General features: G+C 66.4%; 17 protein-coding genes and 1 pseudogene. 9 read left to right on the forward strand and 9 right to left on the reverse strand.

Features of this window, described 5'->3' with window-relative positions:
• A pseudogene (locus GVY39_RS07910) lies at positions 1–728 on the forward strand (cytochrome b); the annotation flags it as partial.
• A gap of 97 nt (positions 729–825) precedes the next feature.
• Here the strand turns inward: GVY39_RS07910 and GVY39_RS07915 are convergent.
• Positions 826–1035 (reverse strand): DUF397 domain-containing protein, encoded by a 210-nt coding sequence (locus tag GVY39_RS07915; protein WP_159922678.1) that lies wholly within the window; start codon positions 1033–1035, stop codon positions 826–828.
• 424 nt (positions 1036–1459) lie between these two features.
• Here GVY39_RS07915 and GVY39_RS07920 point away from each other — a divergent pair, with 424 nt between their 5' ends.
• Genes GVY39_RS07920 through GVY39_RS07930 form a run of 3 tightly spaced genes read left to right on the forward strand, consistent with a single transcriptional unit; the run spans position 1460 to position 3619 of the window.
• Positions 1460–1942, forward strand: a complete 483-nt coding sequence (locus tag GVY39_RS07920) for a DUF309 domain-containing protein (protein ID WP_159922676.1) — start codon at positions 1460–1462, stop codon at positions 1940–1942.
• Positions 1943–1998: 56 nt separating this feature from the next.
• On the forward strand, positions 1999–2916 hold the full coding sequence (gene gluQRS, locus GVY39_RS07925) for a tRNA glutamyl-Q(34) synthetase GluQRS (protein ID WP_159922674.1): 918 nt from the start codon (positions 1999–2001) through the stop codon (positions 2914–2916).
• Positions 2917–2962: 46 nt separating this feature from the next.
• Positions 2963–3619: an RDD family protein gene (locus GVY39_RS07930; protein ID WP_159922672.1), complete on the forward strand. Its 657-nt coding sequence runs from the start codon at positions 2963–2965 to the stop codon at positions 3617–3619.
• Positions 3620–3694: 75 nt separating this feature from the next.
• Here the strand turns inward: GVY39_RS07930 and GVY39_RS07935 are convergent, their stop codons facing one another.
• Positions 3695–4207 carry a DUF4190 domain-containing protein gene (locus tag GVY39_RS07935; RefSeq protein ID WP_159922670.1) on the reverse strand — a complete coding sequence of 171 codons (513 nt, stop codon included), beginning with the start codon at positions 4205–4207 and terminating at the stop codon, positions 3695–3697.
• A gap of 29 nt (positions 4208–4236) precedes the next feature.
• Here GVY39_RS07935 and GVY39_RS07940 point away from each other — a divergent pair, with 29 nt between their 5' ends.
• Positions 4237–5016, forward strand: coding sequence for a queuosine precursor transporter (locus GVY39_RS07940; protein ID WP_159922668.1), 780 nt, complete (start codon positions 4237–4239; stop codon positions 5014–5016).
• Between the two features lie 5 nt (positions 5017–5021).
• On the opposite strand, the gene tgt is transcribed toward GVY39_RS07940, so the two are convergent.
• From tgt to GVY39_RS07965, 5 genes are all read right to left on the reverse strand, one after another.
• The gene (gene tgt, locus GVY39_RS07945) at positions 5022–6266 is read right to left on the reverse strand and encodes a tRNA guanosine(34) transglycosylase Tgt (protein ID WP_159922666.1); all 1245 of its coding nucleotides are present in this window, start codon (positions 6264–6266) and stop codon (positions 5022–5024) included.
• 66 nt (positions 6267–6332) lie between these two features.
• On the reverse strand, positions 6333–8237 hold the full coding sequence (locus GVY39_RS07950; RefSeq protein WP_159922664.1) for an ABC transporter ATP-binding protein: 1905 nt from the start codon (positions 8235–8237) through the stop codon (positions 6333–6335).
• Complete coding sequence (locus GVY39_RS07955; protein ID WP_159922662.1) at positions 8234–9967, reverse strand: ABC transporter ATP-binding protein; 1734 nt, start codon at positions 9965–9967, stop codon at positions 8234–8236. Before GVY39_RS07955 ends, GVY39_RS07950 begins: the two co-directional genes overlap by 4 nt.
• Positions 9968–10056: 89 nt before the next feature.
• The gene (locus GVY39_RS07960) at positions 10057–10560 is read right to left on the reverse strand and encodes an Rrf2 family transcriptional regulator (protein WP_159922660.1); all 504 of its coding nucleotides are present in this window, start codon (positions 10558–10560) and stop codon (positions 10057–10059) included.
• Between the two features lie 38 nt (positions 10561–10598).
• Positions 10599–11192 carry a TetR/AcrR family transcriptional regulator gene (locus tag GVY39_RS07965; RefSeq protein WP_159922658.1) on the reverse strand — a complete coding sequence of 198 codons (594 nt, stop codon included), beginning with the start codon at positions 11190–11192 and terminating at the stop codon, positions 10599–10601.
• Between the two features lie 206 nt (positions 11193–11398).
• On the opposite strand from GVY39_RS07965, the gene GVY39_RS07970 reads away from it, so the two are divergent.
• Entirely contained in the window at positions 11399–13693 is a 2295-nt protein-coding gene (locus tag GVY39_RS07970) for an MMPL family transporter (protein WP_159922656.1), read from the forward strand.
• A 59-nt stretch (positions 13694–13752) separates the two neighbouring features.
• Here the strand turns inward: GVY39_RS07970 and GVY39_RS07975 are convergent, their stop codons facing one another.
• Positions 13753–14007 carry a hypothetical protein gene (locus GVY39_RS07975; RefSeq protein ID WP_159922654.1) on the reverse strand — a complete coding sequence of 85 codons (255 nt, stop codon included), beginning with the start codon at positions 14005–14007 and terminating at the stop codon, positions 13753–13755.
• A 217-nt stretch (positions 14008–14224) separates the two neighbouring features.
• Positions 14225–14425 (reverse strand): hypothetical protein, encoded by a 201-nt coding sequence (locus GVY39_RS07980; protein ID WP_159922652.1) that lies wholly within the window; start codon positions 14423–14425, stop codon positions 14225–14227.
• Positions 14426–14609: 184 nt separating this feature from the next.
• Here GVY39_RS07980 and GVY39_RS07985 point away from each other — a divergent pair, with 184 nt between their 5' ends.
• The 3 genes from GVY39_RS07985 to GVY39_RS07995 all read left to right on the forward strand — a co-directional run bounded on the left by GVY39_RS07985 (position 14610) and on the right by GVY39_RS07995 (position 15891).
• Positions 14610–14894, forward strand: a complete 285-nt coding sequence (locus tag GVY39_RS07985; RefSeq protein WP_159922650.1) for a DUF6191 domain-containing protein — start codon at positions 14610–14612, stop codon at positions 14892–14894.
• Positions 14895–14960: 66 nt separating this feature from the next.
• The gene (locus tag GVY39_RS07990) at positions 14961–15269 is read left to right on the forward strand and encodes a hypothetical protein (RefSeq protein WP_159922648.1); all 309 of its coding nucleotides are present in this window, start codon (positions 14961–14963) and stop codon (positions 15267–15269) included.
• Between the two features lie 4 nt (positions 15270–15273).
• Positions 15274–15891, forward strand: coding sequence for a hypothetical protein (locus GVY39_RS07995; RefSeq protein WP_159922646.1), 618 nt, complete (start codon positions 15274–15276; stop codon positions 15889–15891).
• Positions 15892–15933: the final 42 nt, after the last annotated feature.

Raw genomic sequence — 15933 nt, forward strand, 5'->3', positions numbered from 1 at the left:
TGATGTGGACCGACGGCATGGCCCGGTTGATGCCGCCGTGGGAGCTGTACATCGGCAACTACACCGTGCCCGCGGTGTTCTGGGTCGCGTTGATCATGGGCTTGGTGTTCGCCGTCCTGATCGCCTATCCCTGGATCGAGAAGCGGCTCACCGGCGACCGGGCCTACCACAACTTGCTACAACGCCCGCGTGACGTGCCCGTTCGCACGGCGATCGGCGCGATGGCGATCGCGTTCTACGTGGTCCTGACCCTGTCGTGCGTCAACGACATCATCGCCTACAAGTTCGATATCTCCCTGAACGCGACCACGTGGGTGGGCCGGATCGGCATTCTGCTCGGACCTCCGCTGGCCTACTTCCTGGCCTACCGCATCTGTCTCGGGCTGCAGCGCAGCGACCGCGCGGTGCTCGAGCACGGCATCGAGACCGGCGTGATCAAGCGCTTGCCGCACGGCGAGTACATCGAGGTGCACCAGCCGCTCGGCCCGGTGGACGAGCACGGTCACCCGATCCCGCTGGAGTACCAGGGCGCGCCGGTACCGAAGAAGATGAGCAAGCTGGGCGCGGCGGGCAAGCCGGGCACGGGCAGCTTCCTGCGGGCGGATCCGCGCGAGGAGAGCGAGCGGCACTTCGCGACCGAGCACGAAGAGGAACGCAAACAGCTCGCCGTGCTGCGCACGGTTCAGCAACGGGCGAACGGTGACGGAAACGGCTCCGGCCACCGATGATTCGAGGGCACCGCCCCTCCTGCCCGAAAACCGCGAAGGCCCCGAGTCCACGCGACCCGGGGCCCGCTTTGCCTTGTTCAGGCGATTCCGGAGCGGTTCAGCCGCGCCGGAACTCTCCCGTCGAGACCCCCGTTAGGAATGCATCCCACTCACCCGGCGCAAACGCCAAGACCGGGCCACTTCCACTGTCCTTGGTGTCACGAACCGCGACACTGCCGTCGACGAGAAAAGCGACTTCCACGCAGTTCCCATCCGGACCGCTGTATGTGCTCTTGCGCCACACAGCGCCCGTCCAATCAACCTCCACGGCACTAGCTCCTTTGCTGCGTCGAGAGCGAGATTTCTCCTGACATCGTTCCAGCTAGCATCGGTACCCGACTCCGGAAGCCGAATCCCGTGGTGCACTCCTCGCCGGAGCGCACATTCTCGGTGCGTCGATATCGCACATCGAGTTCGAGAGGAAATTAACCTCGCGCGGGGCCTGTCCCCGCGCGGTAACACTAGCAGGTCCCTCGAAAGTTTGCCGGGCTCTTGCCTATTCAATCATCGCAACCACACACGTTTGCGAAGCAGGGAAGTTGCGGGAGCATTGCCAGCCCGTGGCATTCATTCCCAGCACCGGCGTACCACAATGTATTTAACGGATGTGATTGCTCTGTTATCGGACGACAATTCGCGCACGGCCACGGGCCGCGTCGACGCCGCGGCGGCGGCCGTGCATGATGGAACCTATGGTCGAACGCGCTCGCGACGACGCAGGTCGTGCCCGTAATGCCCGTCCGCGCGACCGCCTCGGGCGTCCACTGCCTCCCGGCAGCACCGGAGTTGCCCGAATTCCCGACGATCTCGATCTTCCACCCCAGCAAACCTTGGCCTTCGCCCAGCAACTGCTGGACGACGGACTAGCATTCAACGCACATGAGGTTTTAGAGGCCGCGTGGAAGAACGGACCGTTCGCCGAGCGGATGCTGTGGCAGGCGCTCGCGCAGTTCGCTGTCGGGCTAACCCACATACAGCGCGGAAATCCCAAGGGAGCGCGTACACTGCTCGCCCGCGCTGTGTCGCGGTTGACGGCATACCGCCCCGAGAGTGGGCAGGCGCCCTACGATATCGACCTCACCGGACTGGTCGCGCACGCCGAATCACTACTCGCCACGCTGGCGGTCGGCGACGAACCGTCCGAGGCCGACCTGCGGCCGCGTCTGCGCGTCTGACCGCCCGGCTTTTACCATGGCCGACGTGCGCACCTCATCGTCTACCAGCCGGGCCCGTGCCTGAGCCGGGCGCGGGCCGGTATGCGCCGAGCCCGTCCGGGGACCTGCACCTGGGCAATCTCCGCACCGCGCTGCTGGCCTGGGCGTTCGCTCGCTCCACCGGCCGCCGGTTCCTGCTCCGCATCGATGATCTGGACCGGGTGCGCCCCGGTGCGCAGCAGCGGCAGCTGGAGGATCTCGCCGCGATCGGCGTGGACTGGGACGGACCGGTGGTACGCCAGTCCGATCGATTGCCGCGGTACGAGGCGGCCATCGAACGCCTCACCGCCGCCGGGCTCACCTACGAATGCTTCTGCACCCGAAGGGAAATACAGAAGGCCGCGTCGGCGCCACACGGGCCGTCGGGCGCCTACCCCGGCACCTGTCGCACGCTGAGCGCGTCGGCGCGCGACCGGTGGCGCGCCGAGGGCCGCCCGGCCGCGCTGCGCCTGCGGGCCACCGCGACGCAGTTCGAAGTGCACGACGAGCTGCACGGTCGCTACCGCGGTCCGGTCGACGACGTGGTGCTGCGCCGTGGCGACGGCATCCCGGCCTACAACCTCGCCGTCGTGGTCGACGACGCGGCACAAGGCGTGGACCAGGTGGTGCGCGGTGACGACCTTTTGCCGTCGACCCCGCGACAGGCATACCTCGCGACGCTGCTCGACCTTCCGGTGCCGCGCTACGCCCACGTGCCGCTGGTGCTCAACACCGAACGGCGTCGACTGGCGAAACGGGATGGGGCGGTGACACTCCGCGAACGCTTGGCGCTCGGCAACACGCCGGAGGAAGTAGTCTCGGCACTGGCCGCTTCGCTCGGCTGCGCCGCGACATCGTCGTCCGAGCTACTCGCGCGTTTCGACGCCGGGCGGCTACCCCGCGAACCATGGATACTCGACGTGAATGGGTTGTTGCAACGCAGCCGATGTCCGTAACGTACGCATCGTCCAACTACTGATCAATCGACGAGGACAAACAACTATGACAAGCGGTGGGTACGACCCCAACCAGTATCCGCAGGGCGGGCAGCCGTACGGGCAGCCGTACCCGCAGGGCGGCGACCAGTACGGTCAGCAGCCGCAGTACGGTCAGCAGCCGCAGTACGGTCAGCAGCCCCAGTACGGGCAGCAACAGCCGCAGTACGGCCAGCAGCCGCAGTACGGGCAGGATCCCTACGGTCAGTACCCGCAGCAGCCCGGGTTCAACAACTACGGCGGCCAGCCGGGCGATCTCGGCACCCGCATCGGCGCCCGCGTCATCGACGCGATCATCCTGATGATCCCGTACTTCATCCTCTACCTCCTGGTCAACAACTCGGTGGGCCTGACCATCGGTCTCGGCCTGGTCTGGACCCTGGTCCAGCTCGGCTACTTCGTCGGCATGGAGACCTCGCAGGGCACCACGCTCGGCAAGAAGATCCTCGGCCTGAAGGTGCTCGCCCCCGGTGGCGCCGCGAAGATCGACCCGGTCACCTCGCTGAAGCGCAACGTGTTCGTCGCGGCGAACATCATTCCGTGCGTCGGCGGCCTCGTCTCGCTCGGCTTGGCGATCTACATCATGGTCACCATCTCGCAGGACCCGAACAAGCAGGGCTGGCACGACAAGTTCGCGGGCGGCACCCAGGTCGTCAAGGCCTGATCCGCCACAGCGGCACCGAATGCGTAGGGGCGCACCCGAATCGGGTGCGCCCCTGCTGCTTCCCGGCCCGCGCCGCTACGCGCTGGTCGCTCCCGCGATGATCACGACGACGAACCACAGGATGCCGAGCACGATCGCGCCGACGCCGATCCAGATGCCGGCCAGCGCCATGCCGCGCCCTTCTTGACCGCTCTGCTTGATCTGGTTCAGTGCGACCACGCCGAGGATGATGCCGACGATCGAGCCGAGCCCACAGGTGACGAACCCGACCAGCGACGAGATCAGCGCACCGATCGCCATGCCGTTGGTGCCCTGCGCCGGGACGCCGTAGGGCTGATAGGGACTCTGATAGCCGTAGTTCGGCTGGGGGTACGGCTGTTGCTGATAGGGCGGGTACTGCGGTTGCGGAGGCGGCGTCATCGGCTGCGAGGGCGGCTGTACCGGGTACTGCGGCGCCGACGGGTAACCCGACGGCGGCTGCTCAGGGCTCGGGTACTGCGGCACCGAGCTCTGCCCACCGGACTCCGGCGACACGCCTTGGCCGCCGTACTGCTTCCACCACTCGTCGGAATCGCCGGGATTCGTCATTGCTACAGCGTATTCCACAACCTGGTTGGATGATGCGGGTGAGTGAGTCGAAAACCACCCAAGAGCACGGCGGGCCTGGGCGCCCCGCGGACCATGCGGCATTTGCCCAGGTGGCGCGGGGGTACTACGCACCGATCGTGGCACTGTTCACTGCGACCTTGATCATTTCCAATATCTGCGCCACCAAGGGGGTGGAGTTCCTCGGCGATCGCTCGGTGTCGCTGGGACCGCTGCAAATCCTGCCGATCGCCACCGACGGCGCCTTCTTCCTGTTCCCGCTGGCCTACATCCTCGGCGACGTACTGAGCGAGGTGTACGGCTTCCGCGCCACTCGGCGCGCCATCTACTACGGCTTCGCCGGACTGCTGCTGACGGTCGTCTGCTTCGCCATCGCCATCCGGCTGCCCGCCGCGGGGTTCTACGAGAACCAAGAGGCGTTCCGCACCGTCCTCGGGACGACGCCGCGCCTGGTCGTCGCGGGTCTGGCCGGGTACTTCGTCGGCCAGCTGCTCAATTCCGCGACGCTGGTGCTGATCAAGGAGCGGACGAAGGAAAAGTACCTGTGGGCCAGGCTGATCGGGTCGACCATCGTCGGCGAACTCGCCGACACGCTGATCTTCTGCTCGATCGCCGCGGGCGCCATCGGTATCGACACCTGGCAGCAGTTCGTCAACTACGTGATCGTCGGCTTCATCTGGAAAACGCTCTGCGAGGTAATTGTGCTTCCGATCACCTACCGGGTCATCGCGTTCCTCAAGAAGCACGAACCCACCTACGCGCCCACGCAAGGCGATCCGCTGCGCACCTGACGAAATCACATAGAACTTCTCCCACTCCCCCAGCGGCCCAGTGTCTCGGCCTTGTGTTCATCGAAGTAGCCGCCCTCGATGCTGTCCCGGATACGGTCGACCAGGCGAATCGTGAATCGCTCGTTGTGGATCGTGCACAGCGTGGCCGCGAGCATCTCCTTGGCCTTGAACAGGTGGTGCAGGTAGGCGCGCGTGTAGTTGGCGCAGGTGTAGCAGTCGCAGTTCTCGTCGATCGGGGTGAAGTCGCGACGGAAACGGCTGGTGTTGATGTTGAACCGGCCGGTGTCGATGTAGATCGCGGCGTTGCGGGCAACCCGGGACGGGTTGACGCAGTCGAAGGTGTCCGCGCCGTTCTCGACGGCGGTGAAGACGTCCTCCGGTTCGCTGATGCCCAGCATGTGACGCGGTTTGTCCTCGGGCAGCTCGTCGCAGCACCATCCGACGATGGCGCCCAGGTTGTGCTTCTCCAGCGCGCCGCCGATGCCGTAACCGTCGAATGCCGTTCCCCCGCTCGCGCGAATCGACTCGAGCCCGCGACATGCCTTACGGCGCAGGTCCTCGTACTGCGCGCCTTGGACGACGGCGAACAGCGCCTGGTACGGGCGGTGGGTGCGGGCGGCGGTCAACCGCTCGTGCTCGTCGATGCAGCGCTGCGCCCACTCGTGCGTTCGCTGCACCGAGCGCTCCTGGTAGGCACGGGTATTGAGCAGGGTGGTGAGCTCGTCGAAAGCGAACATGATGTCGGCGCCGAGCTGGTGCTGGATGCCCATCGACACCTCGGGGGTGAACCGGTGCGCCGAGCCGTCGAGGTGTGAGCGGAACGTGACACCGTCGTCGTCCACGGTGGCCAACCGCTCTTTGCCGGGTGCGATCACGTCGTCGCTGCGGACGTCGACCGCCTCCATCGCCAGCACCTTCTTGAAGCCCACACCCAAGGACATCACCTGGAACCCGCCGCTGTCGGTGAAGGTCGGTCCCGGCCAGTTCATGAACGCGCCCAGCCCGCCCGCTTCGTCCACGATGTCGGGGCCCGGCTGCAGGTAGAGGTGGTAGGCGTTGGCCAGCAGCGCCTGGGCGCCGAGCTCACGCATGGTCTCCGGCAGCACCGCCTTGACCGTCGCTTTGGTGCCCACCGGGATGAAGGCGGGCGTGGCGATCGGACCGTGCGGCGTGGCGATCACCCCGGACCGGCCGTGCCGCCCGTCCAGGCGCGTACCGACGGTGAAGGAGAAGGATTCGGGACCGGGCACCCCGCTATCCTCGCAGTTCGCCGATCGCAGACCGCGGCAGGCCGCCGGTCGGCGCCGGTGGCCGGATCACACCACTCCCGCGAACTGGGCGTTGTACAAGCGGTAGTACGCCCCGCGTTCGGCGAGCAGGCGTTCGTGCGTGCCGTGTTCCACGATCCGGCCCGCTTCCATGACGACGATCAGATCGGCGTCGCGAATGGTGGACAGGCGGTGGGCGATGACGAAGCTGGTCCGGTCGCGACGCAGCGCGGCGGTGGCATGTTGCACCAGCACCTCGGTGCGGGTATCCACCGAGCTGGTCGCCTCGTCCAGGATGAGGATCGACGGTTTGGCCAGGAACGCGCGCGCGATGGTGATCAGCTGTTTCTCGCCCGCGCTGACCCCGGAGCCCTCCTCGTCGATGACCGTGTCGTAGCCGTCGGGCAGGGCGTGCACGAAGCGGTCGACGTAGGCGGCGCGCGCCGCGGCGAGGATATCCTCCTCGCTCGCGTTCGGGTTGCCGTAGGCGATGTTCTCCCGGATGGTGCCGCGGAACAGCCAGGTGTCCTGCAGGACCATGCCGATGCGCGAACGCAGGTGGTCCCGGGTGATCTCGGTGATGTCGACGCCGTCGACCGTGATCGCGCCCGCGTCCAGTTCGTAGAACCGCATGAGCAGGTTCACCAGCGTGGTCTTGCCCGCGCCGGTCGGGCCGACGATGGCGACCACATGGCCGGGCTCGGCCACCAGGGAGAGCCGCTCGATCACCGGCTTGTCGGGTTCGTAGCGAAACGAGACGGCCTCGAATTCCACCCGGCCGCGGTCGACCGGGCGGGCGTCGGCCATCACCGGGTCCGGACTCTGCTCCTCGGCGTCGAGGATCTCGAAGATCCGCTCGGCCGAGGCGACGCCGGACTGCAACAGGTTGGCCATCGCGCCGAGCTGGGTCAGCGGCTGGCTGAACTGGCGGGAGTACTGGATGAACGCCTGCACCTCACCGAGCGAGAGGCTGCCCGTCGCGACTTTGAGGCCGCCTACCAGCGCGACCAGCACGAAGTTCACGTTTCCCAGGAACATGATCGCGGGCATGATCAGGCCCGAGATGAACTGCGCTTTGAAGCTGGCCTGGTAGAGCTCTTCGTTGCGCTGGTCGAACTCCTTGCCGACCTCGCGGTTGCGGCCGAACGCGGTGACCACCTCGTGCCCCGTGTAGGCCTCCTCGACCTGGGCGTTGACCAGTCCGGTGTACTTCCACTGGTTGACGAAGTGCGGCTTGGACCGTTTCGCGATCTGCGCGGTGACCACGATCGCGGCGGGGACGGTGAGCAACGCGATCACCGCGAGCGCCCACGAGATCCAGAACATCATGACCAGGATGCCGAGCACCGAGAACACCGAGATGAGTAGCTGGCTCATGGTCTGCTGCAGGCTCTGGGAGACGTTGTCCACGTCGTTGGTCACCCGGCTGAGCACGTCACCGCGCGGCGCGGAGTCGAAGTAGCGCAACGGAAGCCGATGGATCTTGTCCTCGACGTCGCTGCGCAGCCGCTTCACCGTCCGGTTGATCACGATGTTGAGCAGGTACCCCTGCAACCACCCGAAGACGGCGGCGCCGATGTACAGCGCGAGCACCACGGCGAGAACCCGGCCGACCGCGCCGAAGTCCACTCCCACGCCGGGGACCACGTCCATGGCGCCGAGCATGTCCGCGAAGGTGTCGTCGCCCTCGGCTCGCAGCGCTTCGATCGCTTGTTCCTTGGTCACGCCGGGCGGCAGTTGCTTGCCGACCACGCCGTCGAAGACCAAGTTGGTCGCCTTGCCGAGAATGTAGGGGCCGAGGGTGTTCAGCACCACCGACGCGAGGACGAGCGCGATGATCAGCCCGACCTGCAACCGTTCCGGGGCGAGCCTGCGCAGCAGTCGTTTCAGGGATGGTCCGAACGATTTCGCCTTGCTGTCCGGAGCACCGGGACCGGGCATTCCGGGTCTCATCGCGCCTCCTCGGCACTCAGCTGCGACTCGACGATCTCCCGGTACTCCGAGCAATCCCGCATGAGTTGCTCGTGGGTGCCGACACCCGCCATCGCGCCGTCTTCGAGCACCACGATCTGGTCCGCGTCCCGGATGGTGGCTATCCGTTGGGCGACGATCAGGACCGAGGCGTCGGCGGTCTCCGGCTTCAGCGCTTCGCGCAGCCTGGCGTCGGTCGCGACGTCGAGCGCGGAGAACGAGTCGTCGAACAGGTACACCCTCGGCTTCTTCACCAGCGCTCGCGCGATGGCCAGCCGTTGACGCTGACCTCCGGAAACCGTTGTGCCGCCTTGGGCGACGGGGGCTTGCAATCCCTCCGGCATCTCCCGCACGAAATCGGCGGCCTGCGCGATTTCCAGCGCACGCCATAGTTCCTCGTCGGTGGCGTGCGGATTGCCGTAACGCAGATTGCTCGCGACCGTGCCGGAGAACAGATACGCCTTCTGCGGGACGAGGCCGATCTGCGCACGCAACACCTCGAGGTCGATATGGCGGACGTCGGTGCCGCCGACGTAGACCGCGCCGTCGGTGACGTCCATCAACCGGGGGATCAGGTTGACCAGTGTGGTTTTCCCGGAGCCGGTGGAGCCGACGATCGCGGTGGTGGTGCCGGGACGCATCTGGAACCGGATGGCTCTCAGCACCGGCTTCTCCGCGCCGGGGAAGGCGAACTCGGCGAATTGGATGTCCACGACGGCCGGGTCGTCGGTGAACGGCTGCGGCAGGCGCGGCGGGTGGACCGAGGATTCGGTGTCGAGCACCTCGCCGATCCGGTCGGCGGAGACCGCGGCGCGCGGCGCCATCATGGCCAGGAACGAGGCCATCATCACGGCCGTGAGGATCTGCATGATGTAGGACAGCAGCGCGGTGAGCGAACCGATCTGCATGTGCCCTTCGTCGATCGCGTGCCCGCCGAACCAGATCACCGCGACGGCGGTGACATTGCTTATCAGCATGACTGTGGGGAACATCAGCGCCATCAACCGGCCGACGCGCACCGCGGTATCGGTGAGTTCGGTGTTGGCCAGGCCGAACCGCCAGGTCTCCTGCCGTTCCCGCACGAACGCCCTGACCACGCGGATGCCGGTGATCTGCTCGCGCAGCACCCGATTCACCTCGTCGATCCTGGCCTGCATGTCCCGGAAACCGGGCACCATCTTGGAGATCAGCACGGCCATGGACAGCCCCAGCGCGGGCACCGCGATCAGCAGCAGCCAGGACAGACCCAGGTCTTCGCGCAACGCCATGATGATGCCGCCCACGCACATGATCGGCGCCATCACCAGGATGGTCGCCGACATCACGACGAGCAGCTGAACCTGCTGAATATCGTTGGTATTGCGGGTGATCAGCGAGGGCGCGCCGAACATCTTCACTTCCCGCGCGGAGAATGTGCCGACGCGGTGCAGCAGCGCGCCGCGCAGGTCGCGGCCGGCGCCCATGGCGGCCTGCGCGCCGATATAGACCGAGGCGGCCGACGCGACGATCTGCACGCCCGTGACCGCGAGCATCCACAAGCCGGTGGTCCAGATGTAGCCGATATCACCTTTGGTGACGCCGTTGTCGATCAGGTCCGCGTTCAGGCTGGGCAGATACAGCATCGCGATGACGGAGATCAGCTGAAGCACAACGACCCCCGCGAGCTGGGCGCGGTAGGGGTACAGATGTGTGCGTAGCAGTCTGGTCAGCATGATGAATCGCAGGCTACCGGCTGTCGGCGCGATACGTCGTGGAGATTCCTGACCTGCATGAATGCTCTCCCGTCGGGGTGTGCGCGGAGTCAGCGGCGCGCCCAGGCGCCGGGATCTTCGGTGAGCGCTTCGACGAATCCGGGCAGCCGGTTGCTCGCGATGTCGGCGATGGTGACGTTCTCCAGCACCGCCCGGATGTTGACCCGCAGCGCGATCCACACCCGCTGCAACGGCTCGGCCGCGCCGGAATAGTGGACGTCCTCCGGTCGCGCACCGCGCACCGAGGCCAGCGGGCCCTCGATCGCGCGGATCACGTCGGCGATGGAGATCTCGGCGGCGGGCCTGGCCAGCCAATAGCCGCCGTCCGGACCGCGTCTGCTGATCACCAGTTCGGCTCGGCGCAATTCGCCGAGCACGGACTCGAGCACTTTGGGTGGAATTCGCTGGGCGGTCGCGATCGCTTCGGCCTTCACCACCGGTGCGACCTGTACGAGCGGTGCGCCGAGCCCGAGCACGGACTGGTCGAGCCGCGGCGCACTTGCGATTTCGAGCAGCGTTCGCACCGCGTAATCGACCTTCGCGGTGATGTGCACAGCGATGACTCCTGGCGTCGAGGTGGGATAGCTCGAATCTACGCGGCGCCGCCACCTGCCAGCACGCAGGTCGCGGCATCCAGCAGTGAGGATTCCACCACCGAATCGTCCGCACCAGGCACGAGTTCCTTGGACACCAGCGCCACCCCGATCACCTCGAGCGCCGCGCAGGCGCGCAACTGCGCCTCGTCGGTGGCGTCCGGTCCGGCCAGCCACTCGCGCAGCGCCCGGCTGGCGTCCATCAGATCCGGATAGCGGTCCGCCATGACGTTGACGATCGCGACGGTGTCGCGCACGACGAGCGCACCGGCGTCACGGTGATGGATGAGGCCGCGCAAGTAGACCCGCAGGACCTGGCGAATGCTCTCGGCGTCGTGCGGCACCTGGTCGAGATCGTCGACTACCGAACGCATGTGATCGACGATCGGATCGATGATCGCCAATAGCAGATCGAGCTTCGACGCGTAGTGATAGTAGAGTGACGCCTTTGTGATTCCTACCGCATCCGCGACCTCGCGCAGGCTGGTCTGCTCGAATCCTTTGGCGCCGAACAGCTTCATCGCGGCCTCGCGAATCGCGCTTTTAGTGCCTCCACCTGCGGCGACAGCGCCGGGTGTGTCACGCACAGACATCCGATGATCCTCTCATCACCTTCACATCGAGCGAATATCGCCCGGCAGAATAGAGGTTGTACCTCCGCTTAGCTCCTGGGTAGTCTACCTACCGCACGGTAGGCAGAAAGCGTCAGTGGAGGCGGAGACAGGCAGGGCATCTCCGCGAGAGTGCTGTCTACACGCAGAACCAGCACGATCCCAGTCATCGCTAGGAGAAACCACTCGTGTCCGTTTATCTGTATAGATGGGGAAAGTTCGCTTTCCGCAGGAAATGGATAGTCCTTCCCGTCTGGCTCGTCTTGTTCGTGCTCCTCGGTGGCCTCGGAGCACAGCTCAGCAAGCCGATGACGAACGACTTCAGCCTGCCGAACCTGCCCTCCGAACGCGCCAACGAGATCCTCGACAAGCACTTCCCCGGCGCCTCCGCCGCGTTCAAGTTCGACGCCGTCACCGGCACATACGTCATCGGCGCGCTCGAGGGGCAGAAGCTGACCGACCCGGCGAGCCGTGCGGCGCTGGAAGCGTTCATCGCCAAGCTGGGCCAGCTCGACATCGTCGATCACAGCAAGCCGGTGGTCGACCCGGTCGAAGCGGCCGAGCAGATGGGCTGCCTGTCCGCCCCTGATCCCGCGCAGTGCAGTGGCGCGCCGCTGAACGTGCTCAGCAAGACCGCGCCGGAGACGGTGGCGGTGATCAACGTGCCGTTCACGATCAAGACATTCACCGACGTGACCGACGAGCATCGCGCGGCGGCCTACGACGTGGCCGCCGACGCGCGCAACGCCGGGCTCACCGTGGAGATGAGCGGCTCTATCGCGCAGAAGCAGGAAGCCCCCAGCGGCAAGTCCGAGATGATCGGCATGGCTGTCGCACTGCTGGTGATGATCGTGGCGTTCGGCGCGATCGTCGCCGCTTTCGTGCCGATCGTCACCGCGATCGTCGGCCTCGGCGCGGCCACCTCGCTGATCATGGTCGGCACCTCGGTGATCGAGGTGCCCAGCTTCACCACGTTCCTCGCCTCGATGATCGGCATCGCGTTGTCCATCGACTACGCGCTGTTCATCGTCTCCAGGTACAAGCACGAACTGGCGGTGCAGGATTCGCCGGAAGAGGCCGCGGGCAGCGCCCTCGGCACGGCCGGTTCCGCTGTGGTGTTCGCCGGCCTGACGGTCATCATCGCGCTCGCGGGCCTGAGCGTGGTCGGCGTCGAATTCATGACGTTCATGGGTCTGGGTGGCGCGATCGCCGCCGCTTTCGCGGTGCTCACCGCGATCACGCTGATGCCCGCCCTGCTCGGCGCGTTCGGCCGCTTCCTGTTCAAGCCGAAGTTGCCGCTGATCGCCCAGCACGACCCCGAGGACGACAACTCGGTCACCAACGGCATGCGCTTCGGCAGGCTGATCGGCAAGGCGCCGTGGGCCGCGCTGCTGCTGAGCATCGTGGTGCTCGGCGCGCTCGCCGCCCCCGCCACCGGCCTGAACCTCGGCCTGCCCGGCGAGGACAGCATGCCGAAGACCTCGACCGTCCGCAAGGCCTACGAGCTGCGCACCGAGGGCTTCGGCGAAGGAAGTAACGGCATACTGAACGTGGCCGTCGATCTGGCCGACGTCCCCGCCGACAACCGCGATGCGGCGGTCGAGGCGCTGCGCACCAAGCTCGCGTCGTACCCGGGCATGGATTACGTGACCGCGCCGCAGTGGAGCGAGGACAAGCAGGGCGCGCTACTGGACGGTGTGCCGAAGTCGGGACCGAACAACCAGGCCACCAAGGACCTGGTGCAAGACGCCCGTGAAGCCGAAGGCGCGCTGCGGGCCGAGTACGGCATCCAGTACGGCGTCACCGGGACCACGGCGATCTACGCCGACATCGACCATGTGCTGCTCAGCAAGATCGTGCCGTACCTGGCGATCGTGGCGGGCGCCGCGTTCGTCCTGCTGATCCTGGTGTTCCGTTCGGTCCTGGTGCCGCTCACCGCGGCGCTCGGCTTCCTGCTGTCGATGGCCGCGACCTTCGGTGCGACCGTGCTCGTCTTCCAGGAAGGCGCGCTCGGCCTGATCGAGGATCCGCATCCGCTGGTGAGCTTCCTGCCGATCATGCTGATCGGTCTGGTGTTCGGTCTGGCGATGGACTACCAGGTATTCCTGGTGACCCGGATGCGCGAGGAGTTCGTGCACGGCAAGTCGCCGACGGACGCGGTGGTCGCCGGTTACCACCACGGCGCCCGCGTGGTGACCGCGGCGGCGATCATCATGATCTCGGTGTTCGGTTCGTTCCTGATGGAGACCGACGTGACGGCCAAGTCCATGGGCTTCGCCTTGGCGGTCGGCGTGCTGCTGGACGCGTTCGTCGTCCGGATGGTGCTGATCCCGTCGTTGCTGGTGATCATGGGCAAGTGGTCGTGGTGGATGCCGAAGTGGCTCGACCGCATCCTGCCCGACATCGACGTCGAGGGCACGAAGCTGCGTGAGTTGCAGCAGCGTTCGGCCGAGACGGCGAAGCAGCCGGTCGGCGTCGGCTGATCCGACAACCGTCACTCGGCCCCGCACCCGGATCTCTCGGGCGCGGGGCCGAGTGCGTTTCAGGAGCTGGGTTGCGGAAGTTCGCACGCGCCGACTCTCGGGTTCACCCCGACGTAGTTGAGCGGACCGGCGAGGGCGGTGAGACCGATCGTGCCCCAACCGGCGCAGTTGATCGGAGGGCCGCTGTCGAAATAATGCCGCTGACCGGCTGCCAGCAACCCGATCGCCAGCCATGCCAGCAGCAGGAACCCGAACAGTTGGGAGCCCGCCCCTGGACCGCGCCTGGCACGCGCACGGCGTTCGTAATCGCGCATCTCATCGGCTCCTTCCGTGCTCCTCCCATGGGGCGGATACCCGGAATGCACACAGTTACCTAAATAATCACTGGTAAAACCGCATGAGTGCATCTTTAGCTAATATTCAGCTTACGCAATGTGAGACCCGACCGCGTCACTTGCCGCCCCACCTCACACGACAACGGACGGCCAGGCGGCGCACCGCGCCTGGCCGTCCGTCCTCAGTGACGCTCGACTACGGACTCGGCTGTGGGACGTTGCAGTCCTCCACCTTCGGGTTCACGCCCATGTAGTTGAGCGGCCCCGCGATGACCGTGACGACGACGGTGCCGAAACCGGCGCAGTTGACCGGCCCGCTGTCGAAATAGTTGCGTTGTGCCGCGGCGATCACGCCGATCAGCAACCAGACCAAAACGATTATGCTTCCGATTCTCATGTTTCTCTCGCGCATCGTTCCCGCGCGGATTGTCCGACGGCGCATCTGGCATCGCGTCCTTCCCGCACTTACCGTATCGGGCGTATACCCCGGATTCCGTCCGATATCCGTCGCCGCACGGCAATTTTCGGGCCTTGTCGGGGTACGGGCGGGCGTGGGTCGTCCGCTGGTACCTTCGGCGAGCGTGGCGCTGCTGCAGTGGTCGATTCCCGGGTGGGTGATCCTTCTCGTGCTAGTGGCGGTCTACGAGCTGACCGTGAACAAACGCCGCAGGCGCCGCCGCGCTCCGGTTTCCGGCACGTTCACCGACGAGTTCACCGCGCTGTTCTACGCGACCAAACGTATGGAACTGGATCACCGGGAATCGGTGTCCATGCTGCGCGACGAGCAGGAGGGGGACGCGCCCCCACTGGTCGCGATCGACCTCGACCGCCGCAAGGTTGTGCTGCGCAGGAACGTGAGCGGATAGCGAATTCCCCTGCACGCCTGCGAAGGCGACGGTGCTCGGAGCAGAATGAGGCCCATGCGTGGCTCGATGAGTGAGAGATGGCAACGGTTCGGCGAGCACCTCGAGTCCGCGCCGGGGCGGTTGCCGAGCGGGGTCCGCAAAGTCCTGCGCGCGAGAACCGCCGCGACCGCGGACTCGCACGAGGACATCGCGCCGGAACTCGCCGCCTTCGCCGAACTCGTGGCCGACCGGTCCTACCGGGTCACCGAGCAGGACATCGCGGCGCTGAAGACCGCCGGGCACGACGACGACGAGATCTTCGAGGCGACCGCCGTCGCCGCCTACGGCGCGGCGGACCGGCGCTTGCGGGCCGCGCGCCGAGCGTGGGAAGGATAAGAAGATGTGGCTCGAGGCTGTACGGTCCGGGCACGACCGGCCGACCAGATTCATGCTGTGGACGATGCGGCGGTTCAGTGGCGTCGAGGTCCCCGCGGTGCTGAAAGTGCTCTTCTATCGGCATCGGTTCTTCGGCTCGCCGCTGTCGGAGTCGATCCAGGACGTCATGCGCGGACCTTCGTACTGGACCGTCGCCGAACGCGAGATCTTCGCGACGCACACCTCCCTGGCCAATGAGTGCCCGTTCTGCGCCACCTCGCACGAGGCGATCGCGGGCGCGTACGTCGACGCCGACGTGGTGACCCGCGCGCTGGCCGACGGCGCGGACTCCCCCCTGCGCCCCGAAGCGCGCGTCATGCTCGGCTTCCTCGCGAAAATGGCCCGTGACCCGGACGGGTTGACTCCCGAGGACGCCGCGGTGGTCCGGCTGGCGGGTGTTTCCCGAGATGCGTTCGACGAGGCCGTCTGGGTGGGCACGTACTTCAACGTGATCAATCGGATGATGAACGCGGTCGGGGCGGGCCCGCTGGAGGGCAGGCAGCCCAGCGTGAGCGCCCGATTCATCAAACTCGCCGGCTACCGCATGCCGGCGCCGGTGACATTGTTCTCACGCGGGGTCTGACCGGCGTTTCGAGCGATCCGCTCGCGTACCGGATGGTTTTGT

The sequence above is a fragment of the Nocardia sp. CY15 genome, from assembly GCF_009829295.1.
Lineage (GTDB): Bacteria > Actinomycetota > Actinomycetes > Mycobacteriales > Mycobacteriaceae > Nocardia > Nocardia sputi.